Source organism: Cupriavidus sp. SHE (assembly GCF_000812445.1).
Classification (GTDB): domain Bacteria; phylum Pseudomonadota; class Gammaproteobacteria; order Burkholderiales; family Burkholderiaceae; genus Cupriavidus; species Cupriavidus metallidurans.
The window spans coordinates 92,313-117,637 of the sequence record NZ_JWMB01000050.1; the positions used below are offsets into that span (position 1 = coordinate 92,313).

Here is a 25,325-nt window from a genome sequence, read left to right on the forward strand (position 1 = left end):
GTGCTCGTTATTCCGTGGTTGTCGCGACTGGCTGGGGGCGCCGCATGACTCGCCAGTAATCGATGATGACAAGGACGGCAAACAGTGGAGCGCCGATCGAGGCCGCGGTCAGGAACGGTTCAATGCCGTCCGCGAGTGTGACCAGAGGCAGCAGGTACAGCACATCCTCGGTCTCGAAACCGCCGGCCGATGCCTGCTTCGTTCCACTTTTGCCAACCCGCGATTCTATACGCATCCGCAGGAAGAAGATCAGCGCCACCGCAAGGCCTGCCACGGTACCGCGCCAGACCGAACCGAGCCCATCGCCCGCGCCCTGCGCGGCCACTGCCATGCCGAAGCTGACGAACAGCAGCACGGTGATCAGCGCATCGCTCGCCAGATCGTAAAAGTGTCCGATCTTGCTCGATTTGCCGCTAATTCTGGCTAATTCGCCATCGGTATGGTCAACGAAATTCGAGATCACGACCAGCAGCGCGCCGAAGTTGGTCCAGCCGTAGCTGCCCTGGGCGATGCAGGCGATACCTGCCAGGCCGATGATCAGCCGCAACGTGGTCAGGTGATTCGGGGTAACGCGGGTGTCTTTAAGGGGCCGCACCAGATGGCGGGCAAGGCGCGCGTCCCAGGTGGACGGCAGCGGTGGTTCATCCGGGAATTTATGGGTCTTCTGGTTCATCCGTCAACAATCAGATGGGGCGGGGGCGCCACAATTTGGCGCGCGAGGATGCGCAACACTACGCCTGCCACGCGCGAATGACAAGTTTGCCAGAATACGCCGATTTACAAGCCGATGCACGGCGCGGGGTCATTTCCTGACCCGCGCCGTGTGGCCGATTCACCATACGCCGAAGAACACGCCAGCCTGTTTGTAGACGTTGGTCTTGGCCGCCACTTCCTCGTTGGTGACGGTCACGCGGGGCTTCAGCGTGCAAAACCAGTCGAGCAGGTTGCCGCGCATCTGCGCCCGGACCGATTCGTGCCCGGCGTCCTCGCCGAGGTCGTGAATTTCGTTCGGATCGTTCAGCAGATCGAACAATTGGGGGCGGAATCCCTGCCAGTGGACGTACTTCCAGCGCGTATCGCGCACCATCCAGGCGCGGCACTCGCCGGGATGCCGGCCCAGCGCCACGCGCGCGCCGCGATAGCCGTAGTCGAGTTCGGAAACCACGAAGCCGCGCCAGACATCGGTGCGGGCGCGCGTGAGGTCCAGCAGCGATCGGCCTTCCACGCGGTGATCGAAAGCCGGCATGCCGAGGCTGTCGAGCACGGTCGGTACCACGTCCACGGCGGACACCATGCGAGCGTCGGCCGTGCCCCGGGTGGCATCGGCCTGGGCTGACGGGTCGTAGACAATCAGCGGGACGTTCTGCACGGTGTCGTAGAACTGCTCCTTCTCGCCCAGCCAGTGATCGCCGAGGAAATCCCCGTGATCGGCGGTGAAGACGATCAGCGTGTCCTGCCAGCGGCCAGTGCGTTCGAGCAGTTCCCAGAGTTGGCCAAGGCGGTCGTCAATCTGCTGGATCAAGCCCTGGTAGGCCGGCCGAACCGTATCCGACACCTCCTTGCGCATGAAGTTGGCGCATTCCTCCTGGGTCCGGTATGCGTCGAGCACCGGGTGAGGATGCTCGAGTTCAACATCGTCCCGGTTGAGCGGGAGGCAGTCGTCGAGCGAGTAGGCGGCGTGGTAAGGGGCCGGGGCGATGTATGGCCAATGCGGCTTGACCAGCGACAGGTGCAGCACCCACGGCTCATCGCCCCGCGCGCCGATGTAGTCCATCGCGCGATCGACGGTATAGGCCGTTTCGGAGTGGGGCTCGGCCACGCGGGCGGGCAACCCGGCGTTGCGCATGTGCCAGCCCGATACCACCTCGCCATCCGGCTTCTGGGCGCTGATGACGTAGTCGGTCCACGGATCGGCGCTGTCGTAGCCTTGCGCGCGCAGCCAGTCCGCGTAGGGGCTGCGTGGTTCGGCGTGGTGGCCGTCGTGCCGGTCCACTTCGACGAAGTGCCCGCTGCGCAGCAGCGTCTCCAGCTCCGCGCCGCCATCCAGGTGCAGGCGCTTCAGGTTGGCGCTGTCTGGCATCACGTGGGTCTTTCCCGCCAGGGCCAGCGCCAGACCGCCATCCTTCAGGTACTCGCCCAGTGTGATTTCGCCGATCGAGAGCGGCACGCGGTTCCAGGTGGCCCCGTGGCTGCTGACGTAGCGCCCGGTATAGAAGCTCATGCGGCTGGGGCCGCAGACACCAGACGTGACAAAGGCGTTGTCGAAACGCACGCCGCGCGCGGCCAGTGCGTCGATATTGCGTGTGCGCAGCGTGGGATGACCGTAGCAGCCGAGGTGGTCGCGGCGTAGCTGGTCGCACATGATGAACAGGACGTTACGGACTGACATGTTTGTGGCTCTGATACGGATTGGGTTCGCCGTTGCCGGTCATCTTCAGTCGCCGACGTAGCCCGACGCCTTGACCACCGGACCCCAGCGACTGGCGTCGCCGGCCAGCACGGAAGCGAAGGCGTCGGCGCTGCCGCTCTGCGGCTCGAGCCCGAGCTTGAGGAATTTCTGCTGCAGGTCGGGCGACGCAATGGCGTGCGCGACGGCGGCATTGAGCCGGTCGATCGTGGCGCGCGAGGTGCCCGCCGGAGCGATGAAGCCGTAGCGGCCCACGCCTTCGATGTCCTTGTAGCCGAGCTCGGTAAACGTCGGCACGTCGGGCAGGGCGGCCGAGCGGCGCGTGCCCGAGGTGGCCAGTACGTGGATCTTGCCGGCGCGATGCATTTCGGTCAGATCGGCCAGCGTATCCACCGATGCCGGCACCTGACCGCCGATCAGCGCCGTCATCAGCGGCGCGGAACCGTTGAACGGCACGTGCAGCATCGACACGCCGACCTGCTTGCCGATCATCAGCCCGAAGAAGTGGGGAATGCTGCCGAGTGCGGGCGAGGCGTAGGCCGCGTGGGTCGAATCGGCCGAATTGGTCTTGAGCCAGGCCACATAGTCCTTGAGGGACTTGGCCGGCGTGCCCGGTCCGGTTGCCAGCGCAAGCTGGAAATTGGCCACCTGCGCCACTGGCGTGAAATCGCGCGCGATATCGTAGTTGAGCTTGCGGTAGACGAGCGGCGCGATGGTCATCACCGCGGAGTTGGCCAGTACGATGGTGTTGCCGTCACCGGCCTGTGATTTCGCGTAGTCCATGACCAGCCGGCCACCCGCGCCGGGCTTGTTCTCAATGACCACGGTCTGCTTTAGCTCCTCGCGCAGCTTGTCGCCGACCAGCCGTGCCGCCAGATCGGCCGTGCCACCCGCCGGGTATCCCACCAGGATGCGGATCGGTTTGTCGCTTTGGGCGTGGGCGGCGGGCAGGGTCAGGGTGCAAACGGCAGTCACGAGGGTGGCGGCGCCGATCGTCGCGCACAGGCGGCGCAGCAGGGCCGGTAGATGCAGGGGCTGGGACAGGCTCACTTTTGTCTCCTCAGGGGAAGTGGTGATTGTTCTCGGTATGCCCCGAAAGCTAGCATCGAGGGTATTAGTTAACAAAATCAACTATCTCGGAACTCTCGACAATTCATGGCGCAGGAAACTTCGGGCACCTTGCAGGCGCCGGGCCGGCTGGTCGACTTCATCAATTACCGTCTCTATCACCTGAGCCGCGTGGCGATGGCCGCGAGCGGCCTGCATCTGCGGGCCGCGGCGGGCGTCAGTCGGCGCGAGTGGCGGATGCTGGCATTCCTCGGTGAACAGCCGGGCACCCGGCTGACCGAACTGGCAGCCAGCGCGGGGCTCGACAAGGTGCTGGCCAGCCGCGCGGTGCATGGTCTGATTGACAAGGGATTGGTGCGCCGGGATTCGCGCGAGGGCGACCGGCGCGCGGCAGCCTTCAGGCTGACCGAAGCGGGCGAGTCGGTGTACGCGGCGGCCTTCGCGCGGGCGCGCGATTTCAATCGGGAATTGGCGGGCTGCCTGAATGAGGATGAAGCAGAGATGTTCTCGCGCTGCCTGGACAAACTTCACGGGCAGGCCATGACGATGCTGCTGGCGGCGAAACCACTGGCGGACAGGTCCGATGCCGCCGATGCGCCGGCGTTCGAAGATCCGCTGAGCGTATGGCGGAAGCGCTAAGGCCAAGGCAAGACGGTAATCAAATGGGCCGGACAAACGTGCCGAACAAACGGGCCGGATAAATGGGGCCGGACGTGTTCAGTTGGTCAGTCATCAAGGCGGGATACGGCGTCCCGCCTTTTTTGCCGCTTAATCACTAAAGTCCTTGCTTAACTATCGCGGCTCTCTATACTAAAGCTCATGCTTAACTATTCCGATCCCCACGTCGCCCTGGACGCCACATTCCAGGCTCTGGCCGATACCACGCGGCGCACCATGCTCGCGCAGCTTGCGCGCGGGCCGCTTTCGGTGACGGAACTGGCGCGGCCCCTGGCGATGTCGCTGCCGGCGGTGATGCAGCACCTGTCCGTGCTGGAGCAGGCCGGTCTGGTCCGGACCGAGAAGGTCGGGCGAGTACGCACCTGCACCATGGCGCCGAAAGCGCTCAGTGAGGCAGAGCAGTGGATCAACGCGCGTCGCGCTGAATGGGAAGGACATTTCGACCGGTTGGGCGAGTACCTCGAAACCATGAAAAAGGAGGCAGCATCCGATGGCAACGGCAACTGAAACATCCAAGGCGACTGCGAAGACCCAGGCATCTGCCGTGGCGGATCGCGAATCGCTGACCGTCTCGCGGGCGTTCAACGCGCCGCGCGACCTCGTCTTCCAGGCGTGGAGCGCCGCCGAACACCTGAAGCACTGGTTCTGTCCGCAGGGCTTCACGATTCCCGAGTGCGAAGTCGAATTCCGGCCGGGCGGCAAGTTCGATCTCTGGATGCGATCGCTCGATGGCAACTATTCGCACTGGATTCGCGGCCACTACGTCGAGATCATTCCTCATTCGCGTCTGGTGCTGGACATGACCGTGGTAACCGAAGCGGGCGTGGCGCTGTTCAATGCCAATACCTCGGTCACGTTCGAGACCGTGTGCGGAGGCACGGAGATGTCGGTGACCCAGCGCTACACGGCGCTGGACCCGTCAGCCGGCAATTTCACACGCGGCGCGGAGGAAGGCTGGGCGCAGACGCTGGACCGGTTGGAAAAGGAGGTGGCGCGGATCGCGGCCGCCACGCCGGCACGGTCGGTGGCGCATGGCGTTTTCACGATCGAGCGCACCTACGACGCAAGTCCCGAGCTGGTATTCCGCGCGCTGAGCGATCCCGTCGCCAAGGCCCAGTGGTTCAACGGTGGCCCGGGCTATACCGAGGTCAAGCGCACGATGGACGTGCGGCCCGGTGGCCGCGAGCATCTGCAGGGGCGCTGGGAGAATGGCCTGGTGTCCACGTTCGACGCGGTGTACTTCGACGTGATCCCCAACGAGCGGCTGGTCTACAGCTACGAGATGCATATGGGTGAACGCAAGATCTCGGTCTCGCTGGCCACCTTCGAACTGAAGCGGGCGGGGCAGGGTACTCGGCTCGTCATGACCGAGCAGGGTGCGTTTCTCGATGGCTATGACGATGCAGGATCGCGCGAGCATGGCTCCGGACTGCTGCTCGATGCGATCGGGGAATGGCTGAAGGCGATGACGAAGCGCTGAGGCTTCGAGAGGAGAGGTTCCGGCGTCGAACGAGGAGGCGCGACGCCGGAAAAGACTGACCACAAGAACTACGTACTGCTACTGCTACTGCTACTGCTACTGCTACTGCTACTGCTACTGCTACTGCTACTGCTACTGCTACTGCTACTGCTACTGCTACTGCTACTGCTACTGCGTGCTTCTGCTTCTTCTACTGCTCTGCTTCTACTTCTTGCTGCTTCAACTTCAGGCGCTGTGCGCCGGCGGGGCGGATACGCCGGTGCGGTCCAGTCCGGCCAGATTCATGCCGGCCGAGCCATGGGCGCCATCGGTATAGGGGTCGCGTTCACGGATGCCGTGTGCGCCGTCGGTGTACGGGTCGCGCTGACGGATGCCGTGGGCGCCATCGGTGTACGGGTCACGCTTGCCGATGTGCATTTCATAGCCATAACGGTCGGCGGGTACGCCTCGGTCTTGCAGGCCTTGCGGGGGTTGTGCCACGGCCAGCGCGCTGGCGCCGAGAAGAGTCGTTGTGATGGTCGTGGCAATCAGGGCTTTCAACATTTTCTTGTGCTGGTGAACTTCAACTGAAGGTGGACGACGCGTCGGGCAGGATGGATGGGGGTGTTGTCGAGACGCGCCGTCCGGTACGCCTTGTGAGCGGTGCCGTACTTGGGGGGAGGTGCGGCACGGGATGAAGTGTAGTGAGTCATAAGTATTCCGGTGATGATTTAAAAATCTCCGGATCAGTCGTTTTTTTCATGAGTTTGCATCGTGAGGCGAAGCACCACGAGCGCGCTCAGTACAGCCGCCATCTGCTGGTTATCGCCACGCGCCGCCATGACCTGTCCGATCGAGGTATCGAGCCACTGCCGCAGTGGCATCGGCACGGGTACCACATGCCCGGCGCGAGCGCGCGCCCGGAAGTGGCGTGCCACGATGCTCAACACCCGCCTGATGGGTTTGCGCGCCGCTGGCGGCAATGACGGCAGCGCGCGCTGCAGCGCCAGCGTGCAGTAGCCGATCTGCAACTCCGTAAACCCATCGGATGCCAGCCGCCCCCGGCTGGCGCCCAGGCGTGGCATCAACTGGCCCAGCCGGTCGAGCATCCGGGCGCCAAGCTGCGTATGGATGTCCGCAGCCCGCCACGTGGCGGCGTGCGCCAGGTCCTGCCAGCTCGCGCGCAGCAGCCGGTGCGCGGCCACATGGGCGCCGAAAGGCCGCGCCAGCATCGCCCAGACCGGCGCGAACAGCATGGCCGCCGCATTGGCCAGGCTCGTATTGAAGATGCCGAGGAAATTTGTGTCGTAGACGCTCTGCACGTTGGCGAACGACGCGGTATTCACTGATAGCAGCATCGCGATCAGATTGAATCCTGGCCTCTGGATCAACATGCCAATGCCAAGGTAGGGCACGGACAACATCCCCACCAGGGTCTCGAACGTCTGCGCGTGCGGAATCACCATGAACAGGTAGAACGATGCAATCAGCAGGCACGCGGCGCTCCAGCGCAGGAACATGCGCGCCACCGGACGGGGCTCGTCGATGGTCGCGAAAAAGCAGCTTGCGATCGATGCCACGGCTACGGGGCCGCCGCCATCCTCCCAGCCCGAAAAGATCCAGAGCAGCCCGACGCAGAACACCGCCAGTCCGGCCGACACCGCGCCGAACAGCAACATGGCGTGGTCGTGATACGCGGCCGCCTCGTCCGCGGCCTGCTCGGCGCCTGCCGGTTCCTCGGGAGGCAGGTCGGGCGGGTGGTCGCTGATGCCGTGCTGCAGCCTCTCGCAGGTCCGCATCAGCCGGTTGAACTGCGCCTGCAGATGGGTGGCGGTACGGGTCAGGGCTTCGCGCTCGCTGCCTTCGGGCGTCGTGCGCAGCGCATGCAGCACGCTTTCCAGCGCCGACAGGATCGGCATCAACCCCGACATCCGCGCACGGAGCGCGCGGGCATGGTGCAGCGTCTGCTGGCTGTCGGTATCGAACGAAAGCTGCGCGATCAACTGGTCGAGCGCCAGCATATCGGCGGCCAGGCGGTGACGGCTGGCATCGGCACGGGGGCTGGCATTGACGATATCGTTGGCCCATGCGGCCGCGTCGTGCAGCCAGATGCGGATGCGGTCTCGCAGCGCTGGCGCCACTTTCGCGGGAAAGACGATCGACCCGACCAGCCCCGCGCAGACGATCCCGATCACGATCTCCTCGATCCGGGCCACCGCGATGTCGAAAATGTCGCCCGGGTGCATCACCGCCGGCAGCGCGACGATCGGCAGCGTGTAGGCGGCCAGCAGGAACACGTAGCTGCGCGGTGACCGTTGCAGCAGCGACAGGTAGACCAGCACCATGATCCAGAGGGAGATCGCGCCCATCAGCACGATCGGCATATTGACCAGTTGCGGCACCGTCGCCACTGCCGCGGTCGCGCCCAGCACGGTACCGGCCACGCGATAGGCGGCCTTCGAGCGCGTCGCGCCCGTCAGCGGATGGGAGACAAAATAGACCGTGGCCATGGCCCAGTAGGGGCGCGGCAGGCCGAAATACAGTGCGATGTAGAGCGCCAGCATCGCGGCAGCGAATGCCTTCAGCGAAAACAGCCACTGTCGGGCATTCGGCCAGCTAGCCATGATTTGTGTGGGGCCGGTGCGACCGGACCTCGGTGGGGGCGTAGGTGCGGAAGTGTAACGGCCCTGCGAACATTCCAAACATGATTTAAAATTCCGGTCTGTAGTCGGAATTTTCATGGGAACGGATCATGCCGATCGACATTCGTGCGCTGCGTTACTTCGTGGAGACCGCGCGCCTGAGAAGCTTCACGCAGGCCGCATCTTCGCTCTTCGTCACGCAATCGACCATCAGCAAGATGGTCAAGCAGCTCGAGGACGAAGTGGGGCAGCCACTGCTGATTCGCGAGGGCAAGACCGTGCGGCTGACCGACGTTGGCAAGGTGGTCTATGACCGTGGCCAGGAAGCGCTCGGCGTGGTGCATCGGCTGACGCTCGAGGTGGCGGATCTTTCGTCACTTGGGCGCGGCCAGTTGACGGTCGGCGTACCGCCAATGGTCAATCTGTTCTTTTCCCCGGCCGTCAGCGCGTTTCGACGACGATATCCCAATCTGCAACTGAATCTCTCCGAGCATGGCGGGCAGATCGTGGAGCAGCAGGTGGCGCATGGCGAACTCGAAGTCGGGGCCACGGTGCTGCCCGGAGACAGCGGGCTCAATCTGGAGACGCGCCAGTTCGCCAAGTACCCGATCTGGGCGGTGGGCCCGCATCGCGCGGCCTGGGCAAGTGGCCGCACGGTCACGTTGGCGGCGCTGCGCGACGAACCGCTGGTCATGCTGACCGACGAGTTCTCGCTGACCCGGATGCTGCGGCAGGCATTCGCCGATGCACGCTTCGAGCCCCATGTGGTGGCGCAGAGTGGGCACTGGGACTTCCTGGCATCCATGGCTGCGGCGGGGCTCGGCACGACCTTTCTGCCTGAACCGTTGCTCTCGCGCCTGGAGTCCCGCGACAAGCTTGCCGTCGCCCGGCTGACCGAGCCGACCGTGGACTGGGCACTGGCCCATATCTGGTCCCCGGGGCGCTACCTGTCGCACGCCGCGCGGGCGTGGCTGGAGGTTTGCGAAGAGGTGATGGGGTAAGGGGGAGAAGGCAGCGGGTCCGCTCAACGCGCCCGCAGCGCATCCACGATATTCAGCCGCGACGCCCTGAGCGCCGGCAGGAAGCCGCCGATCAGGCCCATCGTCATCGAGAACAGCAGTGTCTTGATCACGATCCCGGGTGTCAGCACGAAGCGGAACGACAGATCGGCGAAGGTCTGGAAGTTCGTGGTCGAGAACGACGCGAATTGCATCAGCGAGGCGCAGAGCAGACCGGCGACCCCACCAACCAGACCGAGCAGCACGGCCTCGATCAGGAAGGCCGCGAGCACGTTGATGCGCTGGAAGCCCAACGCGCGCAGGGTGCCGATCTCGCCGACGCGGTTGGCCACCGACGCATACATCGTAATCATCGCGCCGATCATCGCGGCGACCGAGAAGATCGTGGTCAGCGTCAGCCCCAGGATGTTGATGAACGCCGATAGCGCCTTCGACTGGTCGCTGTAGAACTGCTGCTCGCGCTTGGCTTCATTGGCCAGGCGCGGGTCGACGTCGATATCGGCGCGGAAACGGTCGAACGCGTCGGAGTCGGCCAGCCGGACCGCCATAGATGAATAGCTCGTGCGCCGGAACGACTGCATCAACTGGTCCACATCGCCCCATATCTCGGAATCGAACCCGCTGCCGCCAGCGTCGAAGTGGCCAACCACGGTCCAGTCCCGCTGGGCAAATCGCAGATGGTCGCCGATGCTGACGTTGTCATAACCCTTGGCGATGCTGCTCCCGACAATGATTTCCGATGAACCCGGCTTGAACATGCGTCCCCGGGTCAGCCTGACCTGCGGCCGCATCTCCACCCCCAGCGGGGTAATGCCGCGAATCACCACATTGGAAGGCGTGGTGTAGCCGGTCTTGGTCAGCGAGATCAGCACCACGGCCTCGCGTGACGACATCGGCCTGCCTTCCGGGGTCAACGCCACGGCCGAATGCATCTCCATGGCCGCCGCCTGATCGCGCGATATCGCGCTCTGGATCTCGGTTTCGGCACCCTTGCGAATCAGCACGACGTTGTCACGTTCGCCAGTCGTCACCAGCGTCCGCTTGAGGCCGGCGTCGAGCATCAACATGGTCGCGAATACGAACACGACCAGCGCCAGCCCGCCTGCGGTCAGCGTGGTGGTCAGGCGCCGTGCCCAGACGTTGCGTGCGATGTAGTGGAGCGGGATGACCATCCGAATTACCCGATGGCCCGCAGGCCCTCGACGATGCGCACGCGCGCCGCCTGCACCGCGGGGACGATGGCGGCCGCCAGGCCGACCACCAGTGCGCACGCGGCCTGCATGGCCATGGTGTCGTGTGACACGGTGAAGACCGGAAATACGCCGCCCACGGCCTGCTTGAAGAATCGCGCCGCTGGTGGTGTCAGCAGCATCCCCAGCCCGCCACCAAAAGCGCTGATGATCAGCGACTCGCCAAATACCAGCATCGACAGAAAGCCCGGCCCAAAGCCGAGCGCCTTGAGTGTGGCGTATTCGGTGATCCGTTCGCGCGCGCTCATCGCCATGGCATTGGCCATCACCGCCATGACGATCACGATCACCACGTAGGACACCACCCGGATCGCGGCGATGATCTGGTTCGACATCGCCACAAAGCCAAGCTGGAAGGCCTGCTCGGTTTCGGTCAGTGTCTCCGCCAGGGAGTTCTTGAATACGTTGTCCACGGTGCGCGAGATGGCCGCCGCGTTGTCCGGATTGTCGACGCCGATCACGTAAACACCCACCTGGTCAGCCTGGCGGGCGGTCTTCTTGCGTACGGTCTCGTTCAGGTAGTCCCAGTGGAACACCATCTGGCGCGTGATCGTGCTTTCGTCGCGGCCTTCCATGATGCCGCGCACGACGAAGTCCCAGGTGCCGGGGTAGATCGTGCCCTTGATCGGAATGACGTCGCCGATCTTGAAGCCATACTGGTCGGCCAACTGCCGGCCGATCAGCGCGCCCCGGCGGTCGCGCTCGTAATCGGCGCGTTGGGTAGGCGGCACGATGAATTCGGGGTAAAGATCGAGGTAGTTGTCGGAAACGGCGAACTGCGCGAAGAAGTTCTTCGGGTCGCGATAGACCCCGCCAAACCAGTTGGACCGCGCCACCATGGTCACGCCGTCCACGCCCTTGATGCGGTTCTCATAGCTCAGCGGCAGGGTGAAGGTCAGCGAGATCGCGTTGCGCGTCACCAGTCGGGCATTCGATGCGGCCGACGCGCCTGCATACCACGCATCGACCACGGTTTGCAGCAGCCCGTACGCCAGTACGGCGATCACCAGGCCGAGCACGGTCAGCGCCGTGCGCAGCTTGTGGCGCATGGCATTGCGGGTGATCAGCTTGGCCAGGTACATGATCAGCGCGATGCCGTGGTGGCGACGCTGTTGGTCAGCTCGCCTTTTTCCAGATGGACGAGCGATTTGGCTGCCTCGGCGGCATGGGCATCGTGCGTGACCATGATGATGGTCTTGCCGACGTCAGCATTGAGCCGCTGGAGCATCGTCAGGATCTCGGTGGCCGAGGTGCGGTCGAGGTCGCCGGTGGGTTCGTCCGCGACGATCAGCGTCGGGTCGGTGATCAGCGCCCGCGCGATTGCCACGCGTTGCTGCTGGCCGCCGGATAGCTCGGAGGGGTAGTGATCCATCCGGTCGGCCAGATTGACCATGCGCAGCACCAGTTCCACACGCTCGCGCCGTTCGGCGCGCGACAGCCGGGTCAGCATCAGCGGCAGTTCCACGTTCTCGAACGCAGTCAGCACCGGCATCAGGTTATAGAACTGGAAGATGAAGCCGACATGAGCCGCCCGCCAGTCGGCCAGCGCGGACTCGGGCAGGTCGGAGATATCGACGCCGCCCACGATCAGCTCGCCGCTGTCGGGCCGGTCGATGCCGGCGATCAGGTTCAGCAGCGTGCTCTTGCCGGAACCGGACGGCCCCATCAGCGCGATAAAGTCGCCCTCGGCAATATCTAGCGAGATATCGGACAGCACCGGCACGGTCTGAGCGCCGCGCTGATACGACTTGGCCAGATGGCGGATCGAAACAAGGGGAGCGGCGGACATGATGGCGGTCACTTCCTTCCGGTCACTTCTTCGCCACGGAGATCTTGCTGCCGTCGCCCAGCTTCTCGGACGGCGCCAGCACCACCACATCGCCCGGCTTCACGCCCTGAACGGACAGCAGTTCGCCGATCTTGGCGCCGCGCGTCACGGGCACCTGTTTTGCCCTGCCGTCCTGCACCAGGAACACCACGGGCTTGCCGTCGCGCTCGACCACAGCCGATGGCTGGATGGCCGTCTGGGGCTTGTTTTCGGCGGGTGCCACCGGCTTGGAAAGGAAGGCGATCTTGGCGCTCATGTCCGGCAGCACGCGCGGGTCGCGATCGACGAAGCGGATCTTGACCAGCACGGTCGCCTTTGACCGATCAACGGTCGGGACAATGCGCGACACGCGGCCCTCCTGGCGCAGGTTCGGCAGGGCATCGAGCAGAACCTCGCAGGGCTGCTCGACCGTGATCTTCGCGATATTGGATTCCGCTACGTCCGCTTCGACTTCGAGCGTGGACATGTCGGCGATGGTCACGATCGCGCCCTTGGTGTCGGCGGCCGCCGAGAACGGGGTAATGTTGTCGCCGACGTTGGCGTGCTTGATCAGCACCACGCCGTCGAACGGCGCGCGGACCACGGTCTGCTCCACCGCCACTTCGGCGGCGCGGGCATTGGCCTTGGCCGAGGTGATCGACGCCTCCGAATTGCTGATCGACGCGCGCGCCTTGTTGTAGCGCGCCAGATCGGAATCGTATTGCTGTTGGGAAATCGCAGCCGGCGCAAGCAGTTCCTTCGAGCGGCGCAGATTGACATCGGCGTCACGCAGTTCGGCCTGTTGCAATGCCAGATTGGCTTCGGCTACCTGGACCTGGGCGCGCGCCTGCGCGGCGGACGCCTCGACGTCGCGGCTTTCGATCCGCGCGATGATCTCGTCCTTCTTGACGCGGGAGCCTTCCAGCACACCAAGCCACTCCAGCCGGCCCTGCGCCTTGGATGCTACCGCCGCCTTGCGCTGTGGCACCACGTAACCGGTGGCGTTGAGCAGCGTGAAGTTTTGCGACGGGTATGCCGAAGTGACCGTCGCCGTTTCCACGGTCTGGGGCCCGGCCAGCTTCAGGCCGATGCCGGCCAGCACGAGGATCACCACCGCAATGATCGCGTAGCGCAGCCAGGGACGGCGGCGGCGCTGGGCGGGCGCCATGGCGCTACGATCGATTTTCAGCTTGCTCAGGTCTGGATCAGCCAATTTAAGATGCGTCGTGAAAACGGACGAATGCCGAGAAAGGCCCCCAGTATAGCGAGTGGCAGTGGCCGGCAGGCGGCTCGTTACAAGGGGCGCAAAATGGCCGATGACTGGCCCAAATTTAGAGCAGCTTGCCCGGATTCATGATCCCGCTAGGATCGAACACCTGCTTGATGGCACGCATCAGGCGCAATTCGAGCGGGTCCTTGAGCGCCAGGAACGACTCCCGCTTGAGCTGGCCGATGCCGTGCTCGGCGCTGATGCTGCCATCGTAGCGGGCCACCTCTTCCAGCACGTCCTCGCTGACGGCCTTGCCCTCATTGAGCGCCCATTTCGGATCGGCGCCAAGCGGACGGGACAGGTTGTAGTGCAGGTTGCCATCGCCGAAGTGGCCGAAGATAAAGGGCCGGACGCCCGGGTGACGCGCGGCCAGACGGGTTTCCATCGATGCCATGAAGTCCGGAATGGCTTCGATCGGCAGGGATACGTCGTGCTTCAGGTGCAGCCCGTCGGCACGCTGGGCCTCGGAGATTTCCTCGCGCAGGCGCCACAGGCTCTGCAACTGCGCCAGCGAGGCCGAGACGGCGGCATCCAGGCACAGGCCCTGTTCGAGCGCATCGCCGATGACCGATTCGAGCAGGGCGTTGAGCACATCCTCGGGCGCGGTGTCCGCGATCTCGACCAGCACGTAGGCCGGATAACGTTCTGCAAACGGGGCATGAATACCCTCGACATGCGTCAGCACCAGATCCAGGCAGGCGCCGGTAAAGAACTCATAGGCCTGCAACCGTGCGCCGCAGCGCGCGAACAGCAGCGAGAACAGTTCCAGCGCTTGCTTGGGCGATTCCACCGCGGCCAGCACCACGGCGCGGGAATCGGCGCGCGGCAGCAGGCGCAGCGCGGCGGCGGTAATGATGCCGAGCGTGCCTTCCGAGCCGATCAGCAACTGCTTGAGGTCGTATCCGGTGTTGTCCTTGCGCAGCGTGCGCAGGCCGTGAAAGATCTCGCCGTTTGGCAGCACAGCCTCCACGCCGAGCACCAGTTCGCGCGTCATGCCATAGCGCACCACGTTGACGCCGCCAGCGTTGGTGGCCAGGTTGCCACCGATCTGGCAGGAGTCCTCGGCGGCCAGCGACAGCGGGAACAGGCGGTCGGCGTCCTCGGCGGCACGGCGCAGGTTGCCGAGAATGCAGCCGGCCTCGACCACCATCGTGTTGGCGATCGTGTCGATCGAGCGGATCTTGTCCATGCGATCGAGGCTGAGCACGACGTTGGTCTGGTTGCCGTCCGGAGCGGCGCCGCCACACAGGCCGGTATTGCCACCGCGCGGCACCACGGGCACACCAGCCTGCTGGCACAGCGCCAGCGCCTGCGCCACCTGTTCGGTTGTGCGCGGACGGATTACCGCCTGCGCCTGGCCCTTGTAGAGTCCACGCCAGTCGGAGAGCCAGGGTGCCACGTCGTCGGGTGCGGTGGTCACGACGTCGGGGCCCAGGGATTCGGTCAGGCGTTGCGCGAAGTTCGTATCGGACATGATCTGCGGTCGGGAAAAGGCGGAGATAAGTAGAAGTTAAGCGGGCATCGGGCGAAATCGTCAGCGAGGCTGGCGCATGGGCAGGCCAAGCCGGGCGGCGGCGTTGCGCAGGTGCGCGGCGGCGTGCAGGCGGGCCTGCGCGGCATCGCGGGCGCGGATCGCATCGAAGATCGCCACGTGCTCGGCATGGACCTGCTCGGGCAGGCCCGGCTGCCGGCTGGAATTCAGGCGCGCGGTGCGCACTGCCTGATGCAGTTGCAGCGTCATGTACTGCAGTAGCTGCAGGTAGTACTTGTTGTGCGTGGCCGTGGCGATGGCGATATGGAACTGGATATCGGGTTCCACGCCGTGATCGGCATCATCAAGCTGGGCCGCCAGCGCGTCGAGCAGGGCGCCCATGCGGGCAATGTCCTGCTCCGTCCGGTGCAACGCGGCCATGGCGGCAGCGGCGCTTTCCAGATCAAGACGCAGCTCGAAGATATCGGCCAGATCGGTGCTGTCGGCGCCGCCGCTCAGACGGAAACCGCTGTCACTGACACGGGAACGCACAGTGCTGCCCAGACCCTGGCGGCTTTCGACCATCCCAAGCGACCGTAGATGCTCGGTCACCTCGCGAATCACGGCGGCGCTGACACCGTAGCGCTCGGCCAGTTGCTTGCCGGTCGGCAGCCGGGCGCCAACGGGAAACGTGCCGTCGGCAATCTCGCCACGCAATTGCTGGATGACGCGCTCGGTCAGGGTGATGGGTCGGGTCTGCATGGGACGACACCTTACCCTTTTCTGGTTATATGAAAACCTAGGGTAAATACTTAAACGCTCAGGTGTCGAGCGGGCTGGGCCAACTGCCCCAACTGCCCCAACGCTACTTTTTCAACCGATACGCCAACTGCGGCCGCGTGATCCCCAGCATTCGCGCCGCCGACGACAGGTTGCCACGCGTCGTCGTCATCGCCAGTTGCATCAGCTTGGCCTCGATTTGCGGCAGAGACACCTGCTGGTTGAGCAGTTTTTCGATCAGCGCGTCGGCGTCCTGGCTGGGCTCCTCGCTGCCGGCAGCCTGCTGGCTCGCGAACAGATGAGCGACGTCGATCATCCCGGTGGCAGGCGCCAGCAAGACGCCACGCTCGATCATGTTTTCGAGTTCGCGGATATTACCGGGCCACGGGTATTGCACCAGCGCATCGCGCGCCCGCGTGGTCAGGCCGCGCACCTGCTTCTGATACAGCGCGTTGAAGCGCTGGATGAATGACTGGGCGAGCTCGGGGATGTCTTCCCTGCGCTCGCGCAGGGCGGGGATCGAGATTGGATAGGTGCTGATCCGGTAGAACAGGTCAGCACGAAACTGGCCGTGCTTGATCGCCTGCGCCAGATTGACGTTGGTGGCGGCGATCAGGCGGACGTTGACCTTGCGCGCCTCCACGCCACCGAGCCGTTCCACTTCGTTGTTCTGCAGCACGCGCAGCAGTTTGACCTGCGCGGCCGGCGGCAGGTCGCCGATTTCGTCGAGGAACAGGGTGCCGCCATGCGCGCGTTCAAAGCGGCCGGGGCGCGACTGCTGGGCGCCCGTGTAGGCGCCTTTTTCCACGCCGAACAACTCGGATTCGATCAACTCGTGCGGGATCGCCGCGCAGTTGACCGCGACGAACGGCTGCTCGCCGCGCGGGCCGTGATCGTGCAGCCAGCGCGCGAACATTTCCTTGCCGGCACCGGTCTCGCCCGTCAGCAGCACGGTGATATGGCTGTCTGCCGCGGCGGACAGCAGGTTGAAGGCTTCACGGAACGCCGGCGACTGGCCGATCAGGTTGCCCTGGTTCGCGCCACACAGTGTTTCGCGCAGTGTGCTGACTTCCTGCTGCAGGGTGAGCAGGTCACTGATGACGGAGTCGGGTTCGAAGTACTTCAGGTACTCGGGATCGTTCCACGTCTCGGCCGGCTTGCCGACGATGCGGCAGAGGCTGTCGCCGCGCCGCTCGCATTCGGTCTCCTTGTAGATGACCAGTCGGTCCATGAACGTGCTGCTGTAGCCCGATGCGTAGCCAAGCTGCACCCAGCAGCCAGACTCCTCGCGGGGCAGGGACTCCATCACGGGCGCTTCGCCCTCCCAGGAGTCCTGCCAGAGAAACTCGCCATAGAAGTGGCCGGTGTCCCGGTCGATCTCCAGGCGAACCGGGTCCACGCGCGTGACGCCTTCGAGCATGTGAAGCTGCGGCCCCCACAGGAAGGCATCGTTGGGCGAACTGGCCAGTTCTTCACTGCGCTCGCGCTTGACCATCTCGGCATCGCGCATGCCTTGCGCGTAGCCCATGCGGATCAGCAGCCCCTTGCCGCGTTCGACGCCGAGCGTATCGAGGATTTCCTTGCGCAGGTAGCTCAGCGCCTCGGTGTGCATCAGCACCATGCGCGACTGGCCAAGGCGAATCTGCGCGGCCTTGGCGTCGATGGTCAGTAGCGAAGCCAGCTCGAACGGCGGCTGCGCGGGGGGTGTTGTCATCCTTGTCACTCCAGATTCCGGCGGGCTTTCGAGCCTCGTTTTTGCGTAGCCTAGCACGGCATCCGGCGTTGCCGGAGCCCGGAAATCCCGCATCTGGAGCGCGTGCTGCGGCGCAGCGCGAGACGATTTGATCATTTGATCAAATCCGCCTGAATCACCTCATCAAATCATCAAGCGGGTTGGCCGGCCAGAATGCGGCCGATTGACCGGGAGCCCTTGCGCCACAACGGTCTGCATCGCCTGGCACGCCATTCGCTATAGCTCTCCCACCTGAAATCACGAGACAACGCACACGCACCGCGATGTGCGGCGCACCAGGAGCGAGACATGACATATCCCCCTCAGGCACTTCAAGGTCACTGGCATCACCATGCCCCGCGCTACGTGCGCGTGACCGGGCGCAGCGAGCGCTGGGTGGAGTTCGAGTTTTCGATCGGCGATCCACAGATCTACGTGGAACTGGTCATGCCGCCCGAGCAGTTCCAGTCGTTCTGCGCCGAGCAGCGGGCCGAGCTGCTGCAGTAATACCCAAAAACGCCCCCACTCGACATCCGAGGAGACAACCACCATGCAAATCGATATCCGGACCGACGCCAGCGTCACTCCGATCCGGCAGACCTTCGCGCATATCGCGCGCCGGCTCGGCGCCGACAAGCCGGCCACGCGCTATCAGGAGGCGATGTACGACCTGCAGCCGGTCACGAGCTTCCACTACCGGCCGCTATGGCAGCCGCAATACGAGCTGTACGACGCCCGGCGCACCCGCGTGGTCATGCAGGACTGGTATGCGCTGAAGGACCCGCGCCAGTACTTCTACGGCGGCTACGTCAATGCGCGCGCCCGTCAGCAGGAGACGATGGAGAAGAACCTTGAGTTCGTGGACAAGCGCGGGCTGCTGAGCCGGTTGCCCGACGATGTGCGCGAGCTGCTCACGCTGGGCGTGGTGCCGCTGCGCCACGTCGAATGGGCGGCCAACATGAACAACGCGTCGATTACCGCCTACGGTTTCGGATCGGCCATCACGCAGGCCGCGATGTATCACACGATGGACCGCCTGGGTATCGCGCAGTACCTGACCCGTATCGGGCTGCTGATCGGCGACAAGGCCGCCGTGGACCAGGCCCGCGCCGCCTGGATGGAAGACATGGCCTGGCAGCCGCTGCGGCACGCGGCGGAGGACCTGCTGGTGCGCGATGACTGGTTCGAGCAGCACGTGGCGCAGAACCTGGTACTCGATGGCCTGATCTATCCGCTGGTCTACCAGCAGTTCGACGCGCGCCTGTCCGCAACCGGGCCCGCGTTTTCGCTCGTGACCGATTTCATGTCCGCCTGGTACGCCGAGACCACGCGCTGGGTCGATGCCACCGTGAAAACGGCCGCACAGGAAAGCCCGGAGAACGCGGCGGTTATCGCTGGGTATGCCTTCGGCTGGCTCGATCGCTTCACGCACGCGCTGCGCCCGCTGGCGCACCGGCTGTTCGGCGAGGATGCCGAGTCCGAACTGGCCAATGCCGTCGAAGCGCTGGGCAAGCGCCTGAGCGGTCTGGGCCTGGCACGTCAATGACGGAGACAACCATGAGCGACGCCATCGTATTTATCGCCCTCCAGACCAACGACGACATGCGCCCGGTGATCGAGGCGATCGAGGCCGACAACCCGCACGCCACCGTCAACCACTACCCGGCGATGGTCAAGATCGACGCGCCGGGGCGGCTAGAGATCCGCCGCGCCAGCGTGGAGGAGCGCATCGGCCGCCCCTGGGACGTGCAGGAGCTGCAGCTTGGCCTGATCTCCCTTGCCGGAAACATCGACGAAACCGAAGACCAGTTCGTACTGGCGTGGCGCTGAGCCAGAACCCCAAGACAGGAGACAAACCATGACAACCGCCACTGCCATCGCCTCCGCCGCCCGCGCGGCGACCCGTCCGAAGCTCTCGCTCAAGGAGAAGTACGCGGTACTGACCCGCGACCTCGGTTGGGAGACCACGTACCAGCCGATGGACAAGGTGTTTCCGCACGACAAGTTCGAAGGCATCGTGATCCATGACTGGGACGGCTGGGAAGACCCGTTCCGCCTGACGATGGATGCGTACTGGAAGTTCCAGTCCGAGAAGGAGCGCAAGCTCTACGCGATTATCGACGCGTTCCAGCAGAACAATGGCCAGCTCAACGTGACCGACGCACGCTACGTCAACGCGTTGAAGCTGTTCCTGACCGGGGTGTCGCCGCTGGAGTACGCGGCGCACCGTGGCTTCGCCATGGCGGGCCGCAATCTGCGCGGCGTGGGCGCGCGCGTGGCGTGCCAGATGCAATCGATCGACGAACTGCGGCACTGCCAGACCCAGATCCACACGATCAGCCACTACAACAAGTTCTTCAACGGGTTTGCCGACTGGCGCCATCTGCACGACCGGCTCTGGTACCTGTCCGTGCCGAAGTCGTATTTCGAGGATGCGATGACCGCCGGGCCGTTCGAGTTCATCACGGCGATCTCGTTCTCGTTCGAATACGTGCTGACCAACCTGCTGTTCATGCCGTTCATGTCCGGTGCCGCCTACAACGGGGACATGGCCACGGTGACGTTCGGCTTCTCGGCGCAGTCCGACGAGTCGCGCCACATGACGCTGGGCCTGGAAGTGGTCAAGTTCATGCTCGAGCAGGACCCCGCCAACCGGCCGATCATCCAGAAGTGGATCGACAAGTGGTTCTGGCGCGGCTACCGGCTGCTGACGCTGGTGGCGATGATGATGGACTACATGTGCCCCAAGCGCGTGATGAGCTGGAAAGAGGCGTGGGAGATCTACTTCGAGCAGAACGGCGGGGCGCTGTTTGCCGATCTGGCGCGCTATGGCATCCGGATGCCCAAGTATCACGAGCAGGCCGCCAAGGAAAAGGATCACCTGTCGCACATCGCATGGTCGATCTTCTACAACTTCAACCACGCCGCGGCCATCCACACGTGGGTGCCCGAGCCGCACGAAATGGACTGGCTGGCGCAGAAGTATCCCGACAGCTTCGACACGCATTACCGGCCGCGCTTTGACTACTGGAAGCAGCAACAGGAGGCCGGCCAGCGCTGGACCAACCCGGGCCTGCCGATGCTGTGCCAGGTGTGCCAGATCCCGATGGCCTTCACCGAGCCCGACGACCCGACGCAGATTTGCTATCGCCATGCGGAGCACAACGGCGAGCACTACCACTTCTGCTCGGATGGCTGCCGCGACATATTCCAGGGCGAGCCCGAGAAGTACGTGCAGGCATGGCTGCCAGTGCATCAGATCTTCCAGGGCAACTGCGGCGGACCAACGCTGCCCGAGGTGCTCGACTGGTACCACCTGAAGCCCGAGGATCGCGGCGACTACGCCGATTCGCCCGACCGCGCGAACTGGGAGCGCTGGACCGGGCAAGGCAACAACCGTTCGTGAACAAGGAGACCAGATCATGCCAGTCATCGCATTGGAACCGGGCTACACCGGCGAGGTCCGCGACCGGATCGAAAACTTCCACGGCAACCAGCTTGTGTACTTCGGATGGGACCAGCACCGGCTGTTCTGCAGCCCGTTCACGCTGCCGTTGCCGCCCGACATGCCGTTCGGCGCGTTGGTCTCCGACGTCATCGCGCCGCTGCTGGGCGCCCACCCGGAAGGCGCCCGGATCGAGTGGGCGCAGGTGCAGTGGTTGCGCGGCGATACGCCATTCACGCCGGATGCGGCCGCAAGCCTGGTCGACAACGGGCTTGGCCACAAGTCGCTGCTGCGCCTGCGTACCCCCGGCCTGCCGGGCATCGCCGGCTCGGCCAACTGAACTTGCTGCAGGAGGTTGCCATGACCTATCAGCTCACCATCGAACCGCTCGGCCAGACCATCGACATCGCCGAAGGACAGACCGTGCTTGACGCCTGCCTGCGCGCCGGCGTGTGGCTGCCCCATGCCTGCGGGCATGGTCTGTGCGGGACCTGCAAGGTGCAGACGGTGGACGGCGAGATCGAACACGGCGAAGCATCGCCGTTCGCGCTGATGGACTTCGAGCGCGAGGAGGCCAAGTGTCTGGCCTGCTGCGCCACGCCGATGTCCGACCTGACGATCGAGGCCGACATCGATCCCGAGCCCGACGCGCAGTTCCTGCCGCTGATGGACTTCACCGCCGAAGTCACGCGCATTGAAGCGTTGACGCCCACCATCAAGGGCGTGTTTCTGCGTGTGGAGGGTGTGGAAGGGGGCGCTGCGCTGCGCTTCCAGCCGGGCCAGTACGTCAACGTATGGATCGGCAAGGAAGCCACGCCGCGCGCGTTCTCGATCGCGTCGGCGCCATCGGCGGACGAGATCGAACTGAATATCCGGCTGGTGCCGGGCGGTAGCGCCACGACCTACGTGCACGAGCAACTTGCCGTGGGCGAGCGCCTGCAGCTATCGGGGCCGCTCGGGCGCTTCTTCGTACGCAAGAGCGATCCGCGCCCGCTGGTTTTCATGGCGGGCGGGTCGGGATTGTCGAGCCCGCGTTCGATGATCCTCGACCTGCTGGAGTCCGGCGACCAGCGCCAGATCGTGCTCGTGCATGGCGCACGGACCGCTGACGAACTGTATTACCGCGAGGCCTTCGAAGCGCTGGCCACCCAGCACGACAATTTCACCTATGTGCCCGTGCTGTCAGCCGAGGCGCAAGGCAGTACATGGGCCGGCGAGCGCGGCTACGTGCACGAGGCCGCCGGGAGTCATTTCGGCTACGACTTCCGTGGCTGGCGGGCCTATCTGTGCGGGCCACCGCCGATGATCGAGTCTTGCATCGCCGCCCTGATGCAGGGGCGCTTGTTCGAGAAAGACATCTTCACCGAGAAGTTCCTGTCGGCGGCAGACGCCAGCCAGGCCACCCGCAGTCCGCTGTTCCGCTCACTCTGAAGTATTTCCACCACAAAGGAGACAACCATGGACAAGATCCAGATCGACACCGTACTGAACCGCATCGAGGAAGCCACCGGCCAGCACGCCAACCCACGCATCGCGGCCATCGTGCATCGGATGGTGCGCGACCTGTTCCACATGATCGAGGACCTGGATATCCAGCCCGAGGAATTCTGGTCCGGCCTCAATTTTCTGGCCGAAGCCGGCCGCTCGGGCGAACTGGGCCTGATCGCGCCGGGGCTCGGGTTCGATCACTTTCTGGACCTGCGCATGGACGAGGCCGAAAGCCAGGCAGGCATTGCCGGTGGCACGCCGCGCACGATCGAAGGTCCGCTCTACGTGGCAGGCGCGCCGGTGGCGCAGGGCGAGGCGCGCCTGGACGACGGTACGGGCGAGGGCGAAGTGCTGGTGATGGAAGGGCAGGTCAAGGATGGCGCGGGGCAGCCGCTGGCCAATGCCGTGGTCGAGGTCTGGCACGCCAACGCACTCGGCAACTACTCGTACTTCGACCCGACGCAGAGCGCGTTCAATCTGCGTCGCAGTATCGTGACCGATGGCGAGGGCCGCTACCGCTTCCGCAGCATCATGCCGGTGGGCTACAGCGTGCCGCCGAATGGGGCAACGGACCGTCTGCTCAAGCAGCTCAACCGCCATGGCACCCGCCCGGCGCATATCCATTTCTTCATTTCGGCGCCGGGCCATCGCAAGCTGACCACGCAGATCAACATCGATGGCGATCCGTACCTGTGGGATGACTTCGCTTTTGCCACGCGTGAAGGGTTGGTACCGCCGATCACGCGCGTGAGCGATGCGGCGGCAATGGCCGCGCTTGGCGTGGACAAGCCGTTTGCGTCGATCCGCTTCGACTTCACGCTTCACGCGGACCAGGCAGATGCTCCGCAGGCCGAGGTGGCGCGACAGCGGGCATCGGTGGCGGCCTGAGCGTCGTCGTCTGGAGAGGGTCGCCCTGGATACCCGGGTTTCGGGGCGGCCCTCGCCGCGCTCTGGCTTTAGCGTTGCAGGACCAGATTGGTCCAATGCACGTCGGTGCGATCCATCAGGCCGCTGCGCTGGCTGCAATGCGCGCTGCGCAGGCCGTATGGCTCCGCCAGCGCGATGGTCTCGGCGGCCGATACGTCGAACATGCGCCGGCCGGCGGGCACCGGGCCGTGTCGCAGGGACAGGAACACCAGGCCGTGGCCGGCCAGCAGCGCGTCGACGGCACCCATTGCCTGGGCGCGTTCGTCGGCATCGAGGTGCATCCACACGGCGGTCAGCATGATCACGTCAAAGCGCGTCGGCCGTTCGCGCAGCCTGGCCAGCGCGGGCAGGGTGTCGTCAAGCCAGTCGATATCCACATCCGCGTGCAGCTTGCGGCCAGCCTCGCGTAGTTCTGCGGTCGGTTCCACCGCCACGACGTGATGGCCGCGCCGTGCCAGGGCGGCGGCATCGCGCCCGGTGCCCGCGCCGACATCGACAATGCGGGCCGGCGGCGCCGGCAATAGGTGGAGCACGTCGCGATGGACATCCTCGAACGTGATGCTTTCGTACTGGACGACGAGGGTGCTGGCCTGTTCGCCATAACCGGCCGTGCTTGTCTTGGGCATGGTCAGAGTTTTCCTTCAAGCGACTTCCGTTCGCGCCACATCTCCTGCACGAACGGGTCGGTGATGCCGTACAGGCCGTGCCCTTTGCGCATGATCAGGTTGCTTGCCATCAGTTCGTTGACCACCGGCTGTGCTTCCTCGACCTTCACTTCCCGGCCTATGGCCAAGGAGTACGCCGCGGCCGCGTCGGCCGAGAACAAACCCCGTGCGTCGCCTTGCGTGGTGGCAATGCGGTCGAAGATCGCGGTTGCCAGGCCGCCAAGCTGTTCGAGCTTCATCAGTTCCACATCGGCAGCCGCCGAACGCAGCGTGTTGGCGATGGTCGGCAGGTGCTCGTCGGGATTGCTGCCCTCGGGCAGGTGGAAATGCAATTGCCGCAGCGCCCGGATCATCTCCTCGGGCCGATGGCCAAGCGCCTGGAACGCCTTGATGGCGACGTCGGGCGAGGGCAGGGCGGTAAAGCCCTCTGAGGACAGGCGCGCCAGCAGATAGTCGATATATTCCCGGTCGAGCACCGGGTAAGCGACCGACGTGGCGCCGGCGAAGGCCTGGTTGCGCCGCGCGGTCAGTTCGCCTACCAGAGCGCGATGCGAGCCGGTTCCCACGAACAGGAAATGCCCTGTGGTGTCGGGGCGGGGATTGATGGCATCACGCGCGGCCTTGAGCGCCAGCAACATTTGATTGCCTTCGTCCGAGGTGATGGCGTGCTGCACTTCGTCGACGATCAGCACGACATCGGCGCCGGCCTGATCGACGACTTCTTTCAGTGCCTGGGCCAGCGTCGCGCCGCCAGCCTCGCCGAGGGTGTCGAGCTTGAAGCTGAACTTGAAGCCGAAGGCGGCGATGTCGGCGCTGGCCAGACGCTTGAGCTTGCGAAGGATCGTGGAAGACGGGGACTCCAGCTCGGTCAGTGTTTTCCTGACGGCTTCCAGGATCAGCCGGGCGGGGCTGCGCTGCGTGTCGCTCCACAGGTCCACATAGATCACGATTGCGCCAAGGTCTTCGAGCGCGGGAATCAGGTCGTTGATTAAAAACGTGGTCTTGCCCGTGCGGCGCAGGCCGGAAAGGAAGAGGCCCGAGCGCAGGCCCTCGTCCAGTACCCCGGGTTGCAGAAGTTGCCTGGCCATCTGTTTGGCGAGTTCCGGCCGTTGGTAAATGTTGCTCATCGGGCGCTTGATGTGAATTAGCGTGAATTATTCAGATGGAATAATTATACGGATTTCATAAACCACAGTAAAAGTCGGCAGGCCGGCGTG

Annotated in this window: 25 protein-coding genes; 11 read left to right on the top strand and 14 right to left on the bottom strand. The window is 64.6% G+C overall.

Annotated elements, in window-relative coordinates:
* Positions 1-7: 7 nt before the first annotated feature.
* From RN01_RS24335 to RN01_RS24345, 3 genes are all read right to left on the bottom strand, one after another.
* Positions 8-673, bottom strand: coding sequence for a CDP-alcohol phosphatidyltransferase family protein (locus RN01_RS24335; RefSeq protein WP_008651720.1), 666 nt, complete (start codon positions 671-673; stop codon positions 8-10).
* A gap of 159 nt (positions 674-832) precedes the next feature.
* Positions 833-2,389 (bottom strand): sulfatase-like hydrolase/transferase, encoded by a 1,557-nt coding sequence (locus tag RN01_RS24340; protein WP_024570257.1) that lies wholly within the window; start codon positions 2,387-2,389, stop codon positions 833-835.
* Between the two features lie 45 nt (positions 2,390-2,434).
* Entirely contained in the window at positions 2,435-3,412 is a 978-nt protein-coding gene (locus RN01_RS24345) for a Bug family tripartite tricarboxylate transporter substrate binding protein (RefSeq protein WP_326998549.1), read from the bottom strand.
* A 150-nt stretch (positions 3,413-3,562) separates the two neighbouring features.
* Here RN01_RS24345 and RN01_RS24350 point away from each other — a divergent pair, with 150 nt between their 5' ends.
* The 3 genes from RN01_RS24350 (at position 3,563) to RN01_RS24360 (ending at position 5,633) form a co-directional block, all read left to right on the top strand.
* Positions 3,563-4,114 (top strand): MarR family winged helix-turn-helix transcriptional regulator, encoded by a 552-nt coding sequence (locus RN01_RS24350; RefSeq protein ID WP_017514541.1) that lies wholly within the window; start codon positions 3,563-3,565, stop codon positions 4,112-4,114.
* A gap of 180 nt (positions 4,115-4,294) precedes the next feature.
* Positions 4,295-4,660: a helix-turn-helix transcriptional regulator gene (locus RN01_RS24355; protein ID WP_011516528.1), complete on the top strand. Its 366-nt coding sequence runs from the start codon at positions 4,295-4,297 to the stop codon at positions 4,658-4,660.
* Complete coding sequence (locus RN01_RS24360; protein WP_017514542.1) at positions 4,644-5,633, top strand: SRPBCC family protein; 990 nt, start codon at positions 4,644-4,646, stop codon at positions 5,631-5,633. The genes RN01_RS24355 and RN01_RS24360 overlap by 17 nt, the downstream gene beginning before the upstream one ends.
* Before the next feature lie 225 nt (positions 5,634-5,858).
* On the opposite strand, the gene RN01_RS24365 is transcribed toward RN01_RS24360, so the two are convergent.
* Together RN01_RS24365 and RN01_RS24370 are read right to left on the bottom strand one after the other, a co-directional pair.
* Positions 5,859-6,176 (bottom strand): hypothetical protein, encoded by a 318-nt coding sequence (locus RN01_RS24365; protein ID WP_008651726.1) that lies wholly within the window; start codon positions 6,174-6,176, stop codon positions 5,859-5,861.
* A 182-nt stretch (positions 6,177-6,358) separates the two neighbouring features.
* Positions 6,359-8,236 carry an FUSC family protein gene (locus RN01_RS24370; RefSeq protein WP_011516525.1) on the bottom strand — a complete coding sequence of 626 codons (1,878 nt, stop codon included), beginning with the start codon at positions 8,234-8,236 and terminating at the stop codon, positions 6,359-6,361.
* A gap of 128 nt (positions 8,237-8,364) precedes the next feature.
* On the opposite strand from RN01_RS24370, the gene RN01_RS24375 reads away from it, so the two are divergent.
* A complete protein-coding gene (locus tag RN01_RS24375) occupies positions 8,365-9,255 on the top strand; it encodes a LysR family transcriptional regulator (protein WP_008651729.1) in 891 nt (296 codons plus the stop codon).
* A gap of 23 nt (positions 9,256-9,278) precedes the next feature.
* Here the strand turns inward: RN01_RS24375 and RN01_RS24380 are convergent, their stop codons facing one another.
* From RN01_RS24380 to RN01_RS24410, 7 genes are all read right to left on the bottom strand, one after another.
* The gene (locus RN01_RS24380) at positions 9,279-10,445 is read right to left on the bottom strand and encodes an ABC transporter permease (RefSeq protein ID WP_011516523.1); all 1,167 of its coding nucleotides are present in this window, start codon (positions 10,443-10,445) and stop codon (positions 9,279-9,281) included.
* A 5-nt stretch (positions 10,446-10,450) separates the two neighbouring features.
* Positions 10,451-11,605 (bottom strand): ABC transporter permease, encoded by a 1,155-nt coding sequence (locus tag RN01_RS24385; RefSeq protein WP_017514825.1) that lies wholly within the window; start codon positions 11,603-11,605, stop codon positions 10,451-10,453.
* Between the two features lie 2 nt (positions 11,606-11,607).
* Positions 11,608-12,312, bottom strand: coding sequence for an ABC transporter ATP-binding protein (locus RN01_RS24390; RefSeq protein WP_011516521.1), 705 nt, complete (start codon positions 12,310-12,312; stop codon positions 11,608-11,610).
* A 22-nt stretch (positions 12,313-12,334) separates the two neighbouring features.
* Positions 12,335-13,543: an efflux RND transporter periplasmic adaptor subunit gene (locus RN01_RS24395; RefSeq protein WP_024570259.1), complete on the bottom strand. Its 1,209-nt coding sequence runs from the start codon at positions 13,541-13,543 to the stop codon at positions 12,335-12,337.
* Positions 13,544-13,661: 118 nt separating this feature from the next.
* Entirely contained in the window at positions 13,662-15,074 is a 1,413-nt protein-coding gene (locus tag RN01_RS24400) for an FAD-binding oxidoreductase (protein ID WP_017515055.1), read from the bottom strand.
* Positions 15,075-15,134: 60 nt separating this feature from the next.
* The gene (locus RN01_RS24405) at positions 15,135-15,833 is read right to left on the bottom strand and encodes a FadR/GntR family transcriptional regulator (protein ID WP_024570260.1); all 699 of its coding nucleotides are present in this window, start codon (positions 15,831-15,833) and stop codon (positions 15,135-15,137) included.
* A 103-nt stretch (positions 15,834-15,936) separates the two neighbouring features.
* The gene (locus tag RN01_RS24410; RefSeq protein WP_024570261.1) at positions 15,937-17,565 is read right to left on the bottom strand and encodes a sigma-54-dependent Fis family transcriptional regulator; all 1,629 of its coding nucleotides are present in this window, start codon (positions 17,563-17,565) and stop codon (positions 15,937-15,939) included.
* Between the two features lie 327 nt (positions 17,566-17,892).
* On the opposite strand from RN01_RS24410, the gene RN01_RS32575 reads away from it, so the two are divergent.
* Genes RN01_RS32575 through catA form a run of 7 tightly spaced genes read left to right on the top strand, consistent with a single transcriptional unit; the run spans position 17,893 to position 23,404 of the window.
* Positions 17,893-18,090, top strand: a complete 198-nt coding sequence (locus RN01_RS32575; RefSeq protein ID WP_011516516.1) for a phenol hydroxylase subunit — start codon at positions 17,893-17,895, stop codon at positions 18,088-18,090.
* 43 nt (positions 18,091-18,133) lie between these two features.
* Positions 18,134-19,129, top strand: coding sequence for an aromatic/alkene monooxygenase hydroxylase subunit beta (locus RN01_RS24420; protein WP_017513812.1), 996 nt, complete (start codon positions 18,134-18,136; stop codon positions 19,127-19,129).
* 11 nt (positions 19,130-19,140) lie between these two features.
* Positions 19,141-19,413, top strand: coding sequence for an MmoB/DmpM family protein (locus tag RN01_RS24425; protein WP_008643953.1), 273 nt, complete (start codon positions 19,141-19,143; stop codon positions 19,411-19,413).
* Between the two features lie 28 nt (positions 19,414-19,441).
* Positions 19,442-20,989 carry an aromatic/alkene/methane monooxygenase hydroxylase/oxygenase subunit alpha gene (locus tag RN01_RS24430; protein WP_017513811.1) on the top strand — a complete coding sequence of 516 codons (1,548 nt, stop codon included), beginning with the start codon at positions 19,442-19,444 and terminating at the stop codon, positions 20,987-20,989.
* 16 nt (positions 20,990-21,005) lie between these two features.
* A complete protein-coding gene (locus RN01_RS24435) occupies positions 21,006-21,368 on the top strand; it encodes a phenol hydroxylase subunit P4 (protein WP_017513810.1) in 363 nt (120 codons plus the stop codon).
* 20 nt (positions 21,369-21,388) lie between these two features.
* Positions 21,389-22,459, top strand: a complete 1,071-nt coding sequence (locus tag RN01_RS24440) for an NADH:ubiquinone reductase (Na(+)-transporting) subunit F (RefSeq protein ID WP_017513809.1) — start codon at positions 21,389-21,391, stop codon at positions 22,457-22,459.
* 27 nt (positions 22,460-22,486) lie between these two features.
* Positions 22,487-23,404, top strand: coding sequence for a catechol 1,2-dioxygenase (gene catA / locus RN01_RS24445; protein ID WP_017513808.1), 918 nt, complete (start codon positions 22,487-22,489; stop codon positions 23,402-23,404).
* Positions 23,405-23,472: 68 nt separating this feature from the next.
* Here catA and RN01_RS24450 read toward each other — a convergent pair whose 3' ends face one another.
* Both RN01_RS24450 and RN01_RS24455 read right to left on the bottom strand, forming a co-directional pair.
* Positions 23,473-24,069 (bottom strand): bifunctional 2-polyprenyl-6-hydroxyphenol methylase/3-demethylubiquinol 3-O-methyltransferase UbiG, encoded by a 597-nt coding sequence (locus RN01_RS24450; protein WP_017513807.1) that lies wholly within the window; start codon positions 24,067-24,069, stop codon positions 23,473-23,475.
* A gap of 2 nt (positions 24,070-24,071) precedes the next feature.
* Complete coding sequence (locus tag RN01_RS24455) at positions 24,072-25,235, bottom strand: AAA family ATPase (protein WP_024570262.1); 1,164 nt, start codon at positions 25,233-25,235, stop codon at positions 24,072-24,074.
* Positions 25,236-25,325: the final 90 nt, after the last annotated feature.